The organism is Corynebacterium frankenforstense (genome assembly GCF_030211955.1).
Classification (GTDB): Bacteria; Actinomycetota; Actinomycetes; order Mycobacteriales; family Mycobacteriaceae; genus Corynebacterium; species Corynebacterium frankenforstense_A.
Map to the genome: position 1 here is coordinate 1 of NZ_JASODI010000033.1, position 11,372 is coordinate 11,372.

Annotated in this window: 11 protein-coding genes; 3 read left to right on the top strand and 8 right to left on the bottom strand. The window is 72.1% G+C overall.

The window, feature by feature from the left end; translation table 11 throughout:
- Window positions 1–979 precede the first annotated feature (979 nt).
- From dapF to QP119_RS11295, 3 genes are read right to left on the bottom strand one after another with little or no spacing between them, the layout of a single operon-like run.
- Window positions 980–1,906 carry a diaminopimelate epimerase gene (gene dapF / locus QP119_RS11285; protein WP_284776261.1) on the bottom strand — a complete coding sequence of 309 codons (927 nt, stop codon included), beginning with the start codon at window positions 1,904–1,906 and terminating at the stop codon, window positions 980–982.
- Window positions 1,907–1,956: 50 nt separating this feature from the next.
- Complete coding sequence (miaA, locus tag QP119_RS11290; protein ID WP_284776244.1) at window positions 1,957–2,907, bottom strand: tRNA (adenosine(37)-N6)-dimethylallyltransferase MiaA; 951 nt, start codon at window positions 2,905–2,907, stop codon at window positions 1,957–1,959.
- A complete protein-coding gene (locus tag QP119_RS11295) occupies window positions 2,908–3,498 on the bottom strand; it encodes a hypothetical protein (RefSeq protein WP_284776246.1) in 591 nt (196 codons plus the stop codon).
- Between the two features lie 116 nt (window positions 3,499–3,614).
- On the opposite strand from QP119_RS11295, the gene QP119_RS11300 reads away from it, so the two are divergent.
- Window positions 3,615–4,976, top strand: a complete 1,362-nt coding sequence (locus QP119_RS11300; RefSeq protein WP_284776247.1) for a DUF349 domain-containing protein — start codon at window positions 3,615–3,617, stop codon at window positions 4,974–4,976.
- A 1-nt stretch (window position 4,977) separates the two neighbouring features.
- A complete protein-coding gene (locus tag QP119_RS11305) occupies window positions 4,978–5,994 on the top strand; it encodes a GNAT family N-acetyltransferase (RefSeq protein ID WP_284776248.1) in 1,017 nt (338 codons plus the stop codon).
- On the opposite strand, the gene QP119_RS11310 is transcribed toward QP119_RS11305, so the two are convergent.
- The gene (locus tag QP119_RS11310) at window positions 5,991–6,677 is read right to left on the bottom strand and encodes a hypothetical protein (RefSeq protein WP_284776249.1); all 687 of its coding nucleotides are present in this window, start codon (window positions 6,675–6,677) and stop codon (window positions 5,991–5,993) included. The two genes, QP119_RS11305 and QP119_RS11310, sit on opposite strands and share 4 nt — an antisense overlap.
- 10 nt (window positions 6,678–6,687) lie before the next feature.
- The gene (miaB, locus tag QP119_RS11315) at window positions 6,688–8,145 is read right to left on the bottom strand and encodes a tRNA (N6-isopentenyl adenosine(37)-C2)-methylthiotransferase MiaB (RefSeq protein WP_284776254.1); all 1,458 of its coding nucleotides are present in this window, start codon (window positions 8,143–8,145) and stop codon (window positions 6,688–6,690) included.
- A gap of 121 nt (window positions 8,146–8,266) precedes the next feature.
- On the opposite strand from miaB, the gene QP119_RS11320 reads away from it, so the two are divergent.
- Window positions 8,267–9,112: a glutamate ABC transporter substrate-binding protein gene (locus tag QP119_RS11320; RefSeq protein ID WP_284776255.1), complete on the top strand. Its 846-nt coding sequence runs from the start codon at window positions 8,267–8,269 to the stop codon at window positions 9,110–9,112.
- A 7-nt stretch (window positions 9,113–9,119) separates the two neighbouring features.
- On the opposite strand, the gene QP119_RS11325 is transcribed toward QP119_RS11320, so the two are convergent.
- The 3 genes from QP119_RS11325 to QP119_RS11335 form a co-directional block, all read right to left on the bottom strand.
- On the bottom strand, window positions 9,120–9,710 hold the full coding sequence (locus tag QP119_RS11325; protein ID WP_284776262.1) for a regulatory protein RecX: 591 nt from the start codon (window positions 9,708–9,710) through the stop codon (window positions 9,120–9,122).
- A complete protein-coding gene (gene recA, locus QP119_RS11330) occupies window positions 9,707–10,831 on the bottom strand; it encodes a recombinase RecA (protein WP_284776257.1) in 1,125 nt (374 codons plus the stop codon). Before recA ends, QP119_RS11325 begins: the two co-directional genes overlap by 4 nt.
- A gap of 181 nt (window positions 10,832–11,012) precedes the next feature.
- Window positions 11,013–11,219 (bottom strand): DUF3046 domain-containing protein, encoded by a 207-nt coding sequence (locus QP119_RS11335; RefSeq protein WP_284776259.1) that lies wholly within the window; start codon window positions 11,217–11,219, stop codon window positions 11,013–11,015.
- Between the last annotated feature and the right edge of the window lie 153 nt (window positions 11,220–11,372).

The following is an 11,372-nucleotide window of genomic DNA, read 5'->3' on the forward strand; positions in this document are numbered from 1 at the left end:
TCGAACGTGGGCTGTGAGTTTCAGACGAGCCACCGCCTCGTGTCCAAGCTGTGGTGGTCTCGGGTGGGGTTGCAGTAGGTCACTGCATCGCCGTCTCAAGGTCGCCATCGGAGGGACTGGATGGAGCTGCAGTGGATTGCTGCAACGGGTCCGAGCGAGCGACGGACCCCGGGGACTGCCGAGACTTGCAGTGAGCTACGGCGCCGGGGGCGAAGGGCCGGTGGAGGCGGCGGGGATGGTGGGCCGCAGCCGGCAGACGGAGGATTGCAGTAGATCACTGCGCCGCTACTCCGTGGATCCTTATGGCGGGTGTTTGCAGTGGATCACTGCATCGCGATCGCAAGGCCGGCAGCCGGAGACCCGGGCGAAGCCATCGTTTAGAAACTTGTCATTCTCCGACGACCCCTCGCAGTAAGTCACTGCACCAGCACACCCGAGCCCGCCAACGAGACCTTGCAGTGGATCACTGCACCATCCCCGTTCAGCACATCCAGTCTCTCCCCCAACTGACCCCGACGACCCTGCAGTGAGTCACTGGACCGCTGTCCCGAAGCCAGCATCGGCGAGACAGGATGAGGCTGCAGTAGATCACTGCATCGGTGCCGAGCGGGCGACAGACCCCGGGGACTGCCGAGGCTTGCAGTGGATCACTGTGTCACTGCTCGGTTGTTCCTCAGGGCGGCGGTTGCAGTAGGTCACTGCGACCCGGGATCGGGTCAGCCGGCCCCTCAGGACTGTCGGGGGCTGCAGTGGGGTACTAAATCGAGTGACCAAGGGTCGGTAGGACTCTGGGGCGCGATCCTTGCAGTGGGTTACTGCAACACGACTCCGAACGAGACAGAGGTCCGGAGAGGACCGGTCCGCAGTAGATCACTGCGCCAGGAAGCCAGTCAGCCAGCCGGAGGTCTGTGGTGTCGCGGGTGCCTGCCCGGGTCTCGCAGTGGGTTACTGCACCGCCCGGCCCCGGCCCCGAAAACCGTTAGAGCACCATCTCGCCGGTGGCGACGATGCGCGACGGCCCGGTGAGCGTCGCCTCGACGGCGGGAGCGTCTTCAGCGCCCTCAGCACGACCAGCGCCCTCAGCACAACCAGCGCCCTGAGCACCCTGGTCCCCCGTCTCCTCGATCTCGACGACGACCTCACCGCCGGGCACCCGGACGGTGACCGCACCGGTGGCCACGCCGGCGTCGGCGAGCGCGGCCGTCGCCGCGGCGACGGTGCCGGTACCGCACGAGCGGGTCTCGCCCACGCCGCGCTCCCACACACGCATGGTGACCGCGCCGTCGGAAAGCGGGGTGAGCACCTCGACGTTGACGCCGGCCGGGAAGAACTCGGAGTCGAACTCGGGGGCACACAGCTCCAGGTCCCGGATCGTCGCCGCGTCCGCGTCCGGCAGCACGGCCGCCAGGTGCGGGTTGCCCACGTTGACGCCGAGCCCGGCGAAGTCGAAGTCCCCCATCCGCACCGTCGACACCCCGGTCACGGTCGCGGCCCCCATGCGCACGCTGACGCGGGCGTCGTGCTCGGAGCACTCGAGCACGCGTACCTGGCGCGTCCCGGCGCGCGTGCCGACGGTGAACTCGTCGGTGTCGACGAGCCCCCGCGAGCGCAGCCAGTGGGCGAAGACGCGCACGCCGTTGCCGCACATCTCGGCGACCGAGCCGTCGGCGTTGCGGTAGTCCATGAACCAGTCCGTCTCGGCGACGCCCTCCGGCAGCGCGGGGATCTCGCCGGCGGCCACGAGCGCCCCGGCGCGCACCACGCGCAGCAGGCCGTCGCCGCCGATGCCGGCGCGGCGGTCGCACACGGCGGCGACGCGCTCGGGCGGGAACGCGAGCGCGGCGTCGGGGTCGGAGACGATGACGAAGTCGTTCTCGGTGCCGTGGCCCTTGGCGAAGGGCGTCACGGCCTGGTCGGACACATCAGAGGCATCAGAGGCGGCAGCAGACTCAGCGTTCACCGCTCCGAGTCTAGAGCAGACAGCGCCTCGCCCAGCAGGCCGCCCGCGGCATCCAGCCACCGGATGCGCTTGTCCCGGCGGAACCAGGAACGCTGCCGGCGCACGTAGCGCCGCGTGCCGGACTCGGTGCGCTCGACCGCCTCCTCGGGGCTGAGCAACCCGGCGCGCATGTCGAGCACCTGGGCGTAGCCGATGGCACGCCCGGCGGTCGACTCGCGCTCCAGCCCCGCGGCCACGAGCCGGTCGACCTCCTCGACGAGCCCGGCGTCGAACATGGCGCGGGTGCGCCGGGCGATGCGGTCGTTGAGCCACGCGCTTTCGGTGGCGAGCCCCAGGATCCGCGTGCCCCAGCGCGGCGGCTGATCGCGCGGCGGCTGGCTGGCGGCGAAGGGCCTGCCGGTCAGCTCGACGACCTCGAGGGCGCGGGCGATGCGCCGGCCGTCGTTGTCCTCGATGACGCGCGCGGCCTGAGGGTCGACGCGCTCGAGCTCGGCGTGCAGGCCCGGCGCGCCGAGCTCCCCGAGACGCGCCAGGTACCGGGCGTGCACCTCGGGGTCGGTCGGCGGGAAGGTGAAGTCGTCGACGAGGGCCTGGTAGTAGAGCATCGAGCCGCCGACGAGCACGGGCACCCGCCCGCGCGCGCGGATCGCCTCGACGTCGGCGGCGGCCTCGCGCTGGTAGCGGGCCACGGAGGCGGGCTCGGTGACGTCGAGGACGTCGAGCTGGTGGTGCGGGATGCCGCGGCGTTCGGCGACGGTGAGCTTGGCGGTGCCGATGTCCATGCCACGGTAGAGCTGCATGGAGTCGACGTTGACCACCTCGCCGCCGAGGCGTTCGGCCAGTGCGAGGCCAAGCTCGGACTTGCCGGAGGCGGTCGGGCCCACGACGGCGACAGGGCGCGGCGCGGCGCCGGCGGCGCCCTCGGCGCCCACAGAAGAGGAGACCATTTACGCGACCTCCACCGTCAGGCGCGCGAGGTAGCGGCCGACACCCGTGGTGGTGTCGACGTCGAGGAGCTCGGCGTCGACGACGGGGAACCCGGCCAGCTCGAGCCACAGCTCGGGCTCGAGCACGCCGGCGGCGCGCAGGTCCTCCGACGACCACGGCTCGGGCGCCTCACCGGAAAGGAGCGCCCGGCACCAGGCGTCGGCCTCGGCCGCGTCGTCGAGGAGCGCGAGCGGGGCGCGCGCGGTCAGCCCCGCCGAGCCGTCCAGGGCCAGCAGCGTGAGCGCCTCGGGGTCGGGACGCTGAAGGGAACCGCGCACGGCGCGCACCGGGACGTCGACAATTGAACGTTGCACCAGCTCAGGAAGGTAATTGCCGACGTCGTGCCGCACCTGCGGTGCGCCCCAGGCACCGAGGGAGCCGGTGCGGGCGGTGTACCACCGCCGGTCGCGCGAGCCGACGAGGTCGAGCGGGCGGTCGGCGGTGACGAGGGCGCGCACACCGGCGACGAGGCGCCGGGCGGGCTCGTCGCGCGGCGCGAGCTCGGGGACGAGGGCCGGGCTTCCCGGCATGACCACGATTGTCGCGTGCATGCCTCGAGCCTAACCGGCTAGATTGTTGGCAACGGGGCGCACCGCCCCTGCCCCACCCGTCGACCCGGTCGCGGGCCTCGCCCGCGGCACTGACCTCCACCGAAGGAGACAGACGCATGACTGACGCGACCCCCGGCACGCCCACCCCGTCGCCGCGCCCCACCCCCGGCGCGATGCCGGGCCGGATCCCCACCCCCGGCGACCTCGCGCGGCCCTCGGCGACCCCGAAGCCGAAGCCGACCCCGAAGCCCGCGCCAGCAGCGGACCCGCACCGCTTCGGGCGCGTGGCCGAGGACGGCACCGTCTACCTGATCACGGCCGACGGAGAGAGCGAGATCGGCCAGTGGCAGGCGGGCACGCCCGAGGAGGGGCTGCGCCACTTCGCGGGCCGCTACGACGACCTGGTCACCGAGATCGCCGTGCTCGAGTCGCGGCTGTCGAGCCACCCCGAGGACGCCGACGCCATCCGCGCGCAGGCGAAGAGCCTGGCCGAGGGCCTCGACGAGGCCGCCGTCATCGGCGACATCGAGGCGCTGCGCGAACAGCTCGGCCGCATCGGCCAGGAGGCCGGGGACGCGAAGGGCCGCGTCGAGGAGTCGCGCAAGCGGCGCCGCGAGGAGGCCATCGCCGCCAAGGAGAAGCTGATCGCGGAGACCGAGGAGATCGCGGAGAACTCCACGCAGTGGAAGGCCGCCGGCGACCGCATCCGCGCCATCCTCGAGGAGTGGAAGAAGATCCGCGGCATCGACCGCGCCACCGACGACCGGCTGTGGAAGCGCTACGCGCGCGCCCGCGACGCCTTCCACCGCCGCCGCGGCGCCCACTTCGCCGAGCTGGACCGGGGTCGCGCCGCCGCCAAGCGCCGCAAGGAGGAGCTCGTCGAGCGCGCCGTCGCGCTGCAGGACTCCACCGAGTGGCGCGAGACCGCGCGGGCCTACCGCGACCTGATGCAGGAGTGGAAGGCCGCCGGACGCGCCCCGCGCGAGGCCGACGACAAGCTCTGGGAGCAGTTCCGCGCCGCGCAGGACAAGTTCTTCGGCGCGCGCGACGCCGTCAACGCGGAGAAGGACCGCGAGTTCGAGGCCAACGGCAAGGCCAAGGACGCGCTCATCGCCGAGTACGAGCCGCTGATCGACCCGGACAAGAACCTCGACCAGGCTCGCGCAAAGCTGGCCGAGCTGCAGGAGAAGTGGGACGAGATCGGCTACGTGCCACGCGCCCGCATGCGCGAGCTCGAGGACAAGATCGCCGGCCTGGAGAAGCGAGTCACCGACGCCGAGCAGTCGCAGTGGCGCCGCACCGACCCCGAGGCCCAGGAGCGCGCCGCGCAGTTCACCCGCCGCGTCGAGGAGCTCGCCGCCCAGGCCGAGCAGGCCGAGGCGCGCGGCGACACGAAGAAGGCCGAGCAGCTGCGTGCGCTGGCCGCCCAGTGGTCCTCCTGGGCCGAGACCGCCGCCGAGGCGCTCGAGGACCGCTGAGTTGCGCACCGTCCTGGTGCCGCCCGGCGCCGAGGACGCCGTGCGCACCTTCTGCTTCACCGCGAACCTCCTGGCCCAGGAGGCCACGGGCACCCCGGCGGCGGCCGTCGCCGTCGAGGACGTCCACACCCAGCTCGTCGGCGGCGACCCGCTCGCCCCGCGCTCGGTGCTGCTCGCGCTCGTGGACCAGCCCGGCCCGGCCGCCGTCGGCGAGTTCGGGCTGCCGGTCATGGCCGACCCCGACGCCGAGGCCGCCGGCTTCGCGCACGTGATCCTGCCGGCCGAGGACGCCCGGCGCCTGGCCGCCGTGGAGATCGTCCCCGACGTCGGGCTGTGCCCGCCGGCGCCCACCCCGATTGACGACGTCCCGCAGCTCGCCGTCGCGGTCCAGGAACTGCTCGCGGCGGCCGCAGGCGTGGCCCGCGCCGCCGGCCGCGACACGCTGCAGGCCTTCACCCGCGACCCGCGATTCGGGGCGTTGTTCGAGGCCTGTGGCTTCCGGCACGCGCTGACCGAGGTGCAGGCCGTGGTCGACTTCGGCGGTGAGCCGGACGACGGCGTCGTGGTCGTCGAGGACCTCGCCGTGCCCGGGGACCTGGTCGGGGGCGTGTGCGCGCTCTTCGCCGTCGACGACGCCGACAGCGCCCACGGGGCGCTGGCCGTCGCACCGGAGCCGTGGGACCGCGCGCGCCTGGAACGCACCCGGGCGCGCCTGGCCGCCGAGGGCACCCACGGGGTGATGACGGTGCTGGTGGAGGACGGCCGGCCCGTCGCGCTGGCGGAGGCCTACCGCACCGCCGGGCAACGCGCCGACGTCGCCGAGCACGGCACCACGGTGGTGGCGCGGGGGCGTCGGCAATCCGGGCTGGGCTCGCGCGTGACGCGCGCACTTCTCGCGCTCGGCGAGGGCGAGTTCTTCCTGACCTACTCCCCCGACGACCCGGCCGCCGCCGGGCTGGCGCGCCGGCTCGGGGCGCGGGAGCTGGCCCGGCTGGGCTCCTTCGAGCTGGCCCTCTAGTCGGCGGAGTCCTCTGTCTTGTCCTCTGTGTCCGCGTCCTCATGGGAGCGGCGCTGCGCGCGGCGGCGGGAGCGGTCGCGGCGGTCGTCGACGAGCAGCGGGTTGGCGCCGGGGTTCCGGCTGGCCTCGCGCTGGGCGCGGGCGACCTCGTCGACGTCGTCGGTCTCGGCGCGGGCGCGGGCGATCTCGCGCTGCTCCGGCGAGCGGCGCAGCACGGTCATCGCGTAGGCCACGAAGGCGACGATGACCACCAGGATCATCAGGTAGGTGCCCACCCCGAGGGTGACGTCGGCCTCGGAGCCTGGGCGCTGCAGGCGCAGCCAGACGGCGAGCAGCGAGTAGGCCACCCCGACGGTGGTGATCATCCAGGCGATCAGCGCCAGAGCGGTGCGGCGGGTGATCAGCGTCGCCGTGGTGAACACGCCGATGCCCAGCAGGCACAGCACCGCGAAGACGTACTCGGTCAGCTTGACCCCGGCGTCGGCCGCCGCGTCGCTGAAGGTGACCACCTGCCAGCCCTGCACGCCGGTGGCCTGCGGCAGCAGCAGGGTGACGAAGTAGACCACCGTGGCGCCGAGCAGGACGTAATAGGCGCCGCCCAGCTCCACGTGGCGGGCGGAGACCTTCTCGCGCCGGGCCAGCTCGCGGGCGGAGGGCTCGTTCGTAGCGGTGTTCTCGGACATGTCCCTCACCCTAGCCGCCGATGCCGGGCAGGCCGAGGCCGACGGTCGCGGGCTTCCTGTCGGCGGCGGCCAAGTCGCCGGCCCGGGTGCGGCGGTGGGTGCGCACGCCGGAGTCGGCGAGCAGGAAGTAGGGCTTGGCCTCGGTGACCTCGACGGTGACCACGTCGCCGGGACGGATCTCCCCCTCGGCGCCGGCGGGGTCGAAGTGCACCAGCCGGCCGTCGCGGGCGCGCCCGGACAGGCGGTGGGTCTCGTTGTCGCGGCGGCCGCCGGACTCCTGGACGATCAGCTCGACCTCGTGGCCGACGAGCCTGGCGTTCTCCTCGGCGGCGATGCGGTCCTGGAGGGCGACGAGGCGCTCGTAGCGCTCCTGGACGACCTCCTTGGGGATCTGGTCCGCCATCTCCGCGGCCGGGGTTCCGGGGCGCGGGGAGTACTGGAAGGTGAACGCCGAGGAGAAGCGGGCGCGCTCGACGACGTCGAGGGTGGCCTGGAAGTCCTCCTCGGTCTCGCCCGGGAAGCCGACGATGATGTCGGTGGTGATCGCCGCGTGCGGGATGCGCTCGCGGACCTTGTCCAGGATGTCCAGGAACTTCTTCGTGCGGTAGCTGCGCCGCATCGCCTTGAGCACGCGGTCCGAGCCGGACTGCAGGGGCATGTGCAGGCTCGGGCAGACCGCCGGGGTCTCGGCCATGGCGTCGATGACATCATCGGTGAACTCGGCCGGGTGCGGCGAGGTGAAGCGCAGGCGCTCCAGGCCCTCGATCTCGCCGCAGGCGCGCAGCAGCTTGGAGAAGGCGCTGCGGTCGCGCTCGAGCGACTCGTCGACGAAGTGCACGCCATAGGCGTTGACGTTCTGGCCGAGCAGGGTGATCTCGGAGACGCCCTGGTCGACCAGGGCTTTGACCTCGGCGAGGATGTCGCCGGGGCGGCGGTCGGCCTCCTTGCCGCGCAGCGAGGGCACGATGCAGAAGGTGCAGGTGTTGTTGCAGCCCACGGAGATGGACACCCAGCCGGAGTAGTTGGACTCGCGCCGCGCCGGCAGCACGGAGGGGAACTCCTCGAGGGCGTCGGCGATCTCGACCTCGGCGCGGTCGTTATGCGCGGCGCGCTCGAGCAGGGTCGGCAGGGAGCCCATGTTGTGGGTGCCAAAGACGACGTCGACCCAGGGGGCGCGGTCGACGACGTGCTCGCGGTCCTTCTGGGCCAGGCAGCCGCCGACGGCGATCTGCATGCCCGGGTGGTTCTCCTTGACCGGCTTGAGCTGGCCGAGGGTGCCGTAGAGGCGGTTGTCGGCGTTCTCGCGCACCGCGCAGGTGTTGAAGACGACGAGGTCGGGCTCGGTGTCCTCGGCTGCGCGCCGGTAGCCGGCGGATTCGAGCAGGCCGGAGAGGCGCTCGGAGTCGTGCACGTTCATCTGGCAGCCGAAGGTGCGCACCTCATAGGTGCGGAGCGTCTGGGATTCCACGGGTGCACATTCTAGGGGTGGGGCAGGTCGAGCCCAATTTCGCGGCGCGCTCCGGCGGGGCGGCTACATTGGAGTGGAACCGTTGGAGTGGAACCGACTTCAGGCCTGGAAGGTGGATGCGATGACCGCGAAGGCGCCCGCGGCGCTCGTCGCCTGCGTGGCGGCACTGGCCGCGCTGACCGCCTGCGCCGAGGAACCGGAGGACGGGCTGCTGGCCGACATGCACGCGGGCACCGTGGCCGTCGGCGTCAAGTACGACCAGCCCGGCCTGGGCCTGCGCGACCCGGACGGGACGATGCGCGGCCTCGACGTGGAGATCGCCGACCGGGTGCTGCGCCACGTCGCCGAGGACCACGGCTGGGACGCCCCGCGGATCACCTGGACGGAGACCCCGACGGGCCGGCGCGAGACCTCGCTTCGGCAGGGCCGGGTCAACATGGTCGTGGCCAGCTACACCATCAACGGGGAGCGCGCCCGCTCGGTGCAGTTCGCCGGGCCGTACCTGCTGACCCACCAGGCATTGCTGGTCGAGGTCGGCAGCGACGTCGACGGCCTGGAGGATCTCGAGGGCCGCACGCTGTGCTCGGTGACGGGCTCGACGCCGGCGCAGACCGTCCAGCAGGAGATCCCCGAGGTGCGCCTGCGCGAGCTGCCCACGTATTCGGACTGTGTGAGCGCCCTGCGCTCCGGCGAGGTGGACGCGGTGACCACGGACGCGGCCGTTCTGGCCGGCTACGCGGACCAGCAGCCCTCGCGGCTGCGGGTGACCGAGCTGCACCGGAGAAACTCCGACGAGCCGCTGAGCGTGGAGCGCTACGGCATCGGGCTGGACCCCGGTGACAAGGCCGGGGCGCAGGCCGTCGACGAGGCGCTGCGCGAGATGCGGGACAACGGCGAGATCGCGGAGCTGATCGAGGAGAACCTGGGCGACGCGCCCGGGGTCTCCCCCGCGGGCCCGGAGGACTAGCCGGGTTCTAGTCGAGCTCCTCGAGGCGCTCGTCGAGGGCCTGGCGGGCCAGCGCGAGCGACATGCCCTCGGGGAAGCCGCGGCGGGCGAGCACGCCGACGATGCGGCGCAGCGCCTTGTCGCGCTCGCGGCGGTCGGCCGGCGCCTCGCGCACGGAGCGGGCCTTCTTGCGGGCCAGGGTGAGCGCGCGTTCGCGCTCGTCCTCGGGGTCGATCTGGTCGAGGGCGGCCGCCCGCTCGCCGGCGCCGACCCCCTTGCGCTCGAGTTCGTGGTCGAGCATGCGACGCGACTTGCCGCGGCGGGTGGCGCGCTGGCGCACCCACTCGCGGGCGAAGGCGGCGTCGTCGATCAGGCCGGCGCCGGCGAGGTCGTCGAGCACGGAGTCGATGACGTCAGCGTCGAAGTCCTTGTCCTGCAGGCGCCGGCGCAGCTCGGCGCGGGAGCGGGCGCGCTGGTCGAGCAGGCCGAGGGCCCGCTCGCGGACCGCCACCTTGGCCTCCTCCTCGGCCTCGTCGAGGATCGGGTTGGCACCCGCGGCGGCTGCCTCGAGGGCGGCGACGGCGCGGGCGAGGCGTTCGGGGTCCGGTGCCACGGTTATTCGTCGTCGAAGTCGACGTTGGGCACGACGTCGACCGGCTCATCGGAGAGCGCGTCGGAGTCCCCGCCCTCGGCCTTCTCTGCCTCCTGCTCCTGGGCGTACTTGCCCACGCCGAGCTTGACGAAGATCTTGTGCTCGATCTCGTCGGCGAGCTCCTTGTTCTCCTTGAGCGAGAGGCGCACCTTCTCCTTGCCCTGGCCGAGCTGGTCGCCCTCGTAGGTGAACCAGGAGCCGGACTTCTTGACGATGCCCTGCTCGACGCCGAGGTCGATGATCGAGGACTCGCGCGAGATACCCTCGCCGTAGATGATGTCGAACTCGGCGATCTTGAACGGCGGGGAGACCTTGTTCTTGACCACCTTGAGGCGCGTGCGGTTGCCGATGGCGTCCTGGCCGTCTTTGAGGGTCTGGATGCGGCGGACGTCGCAGCGCACGGAGGCGTAGAACTTCAGCGCCTTGCCGCCGGTGGTGGTCTCCGGCGAGCCGAACATGACGCCGATCTTCTCACGCAGCTGGTTGATGAAGATGGCGGTGGTGCCGGAGTTGTAGAGGGCGCCGGCCATCTTGCGCAGCGCCTGGCTCATCAGGCGGGCCTGGAGGCCGACGTGGCTGTCACCCATCTCGCCCTCGATCTCGGCCTTCGGGGTGAGCGCCGCCACCGAGTCGATGACGATGATGTCGATGGCCCCGGAGCGCACGAGCATGTCGGCGATCTCGAGGGCCTGCTCGCCGGTGTCCGGCTGGGAGACCAGCAGGGCGTCGGTGTCCACGCCGAGGGCGCGGGCGTACTCCGGGTCGAGCGCGTGCTCGGCGTCGATGAAGGCGGCGATACCGCCCTCCTTCTGGGCCGAGGCGATCGCGTGGAGCGCCACGGTGGTCTTACCCGAGGACTCCGGGCCGTAGATCTCGACGACACGGCCGCGCGGGAAACCGCCGACGCCGAGCGCGACGTCGATGGCCGTGTTGCCCGAGGAGATCGCGCTGATCGGCGGCCGGCTCTCGTCGCCCAGGCGCATCACCGCGCCCTTGCCGTAGCCCTTCTCGATCTGGGCCAGGGCCGCGTCGAGCGCCTTCTGCCGGTCGTCGGCAGCGGCGGCCTTCTTCTTGGTCGTCTTCGCCATGGTTGGGGTGCCTCTTCTTCTCGTTCGTCGGGTGTCCGGGACGGCCGCGGCCACCCCTCACCTCTGTTAGACCCTCCGACGGGTCCGTACGGCTCCACACACTAACCGCGTGGCGGGACCGTCCCGGGCGTCGCGTTCGAAAGTACACGCACGCCTGTTCGAATTCAACGCGACGCGCCGCTCAGTCGTCGCGACCGAGCCGACGCTCCTCGGGCACCTCGAAGTCGGCGCACAGGGCCAGCCAGATCTCACGGGGGTCCACTCCCCTCTCGAGCAACTGTTCAGCCGTGGCGCCGTGGTCGGCGAGCACGTGCGAGTGGAGGATGAAGTCGCCGCTCTCGGTGCCGAACTCGTCGGCGACGAGGCGGTGGAAGGCGGTCAGTCGCATGGGCACGATCATACGGCGCGGCACGCACGCGCGTCCGCGACCCCCGGGATTCCCCTCGAGCCCCCGGGACTACCCCTGAACTGCTCCCCATTAGTTGGACTGAGAAATCAGTTACCGACTAGTGGGGAGTAGTTTTCTTTGAGAGCACGAAGT

What these genes read in the sequence shown, in the direction of transcription:
- miaA (WP_284776244.1), bottom strand. Translation starts at nt 2,907, where the DNA reads ATGGTCTCCTCTTCTGTGGGCGCCGAGGGCGCCGCCGGCGCCGCGCCG.
- QP119_RS11310 (WP_284776249.1), bottom strand. Translation starts at nt 6,677, where the DNA reads ATGTCCGAGAACACCGCTACGAACGAGCCCTCCGCCCGCGAGCTGGCC.
- QP119_RS11320 (WP_284776255.1), top strand. Translation starts at nt 8,267, where the DNA reads ATGACCGCGAAGGCGCCCGCGGCGCTCGTCGCCTGCGTGGCGGCACTG.
- QP119_RS11300 (WP_284776247.1), top strand. Translation starts at nt 3,615, where the DNA reads ATGACTGACGCGACCCCCGGCACGCCCACCCCGTCGCCGCGCCCCACC.
- recA (WP_284776257.1), bottom strand. Translation starts at nt 10,831, where the DNA reads ATGGCGAAGACGACCAAGAAGAAGGCCGCCGCTGCCGACGACCGGCAG.
- QP119_RS11295 (WP_284776246.1), bottom strand. Translation starts at nt 3,498, where the DNA reads ATGCACGCGACAATCGTGGTCATGCCGGGAAGCCCGGCCCTCGTCCCC.
- QP119_RS11335 (WP_284776259.1), bottom strand. Translation starts at nt 11,219, where the DNA reads ATGCGACTGACCGCCTTCCACCGCCTCGTCGCCGACGAGTTCGGCACC.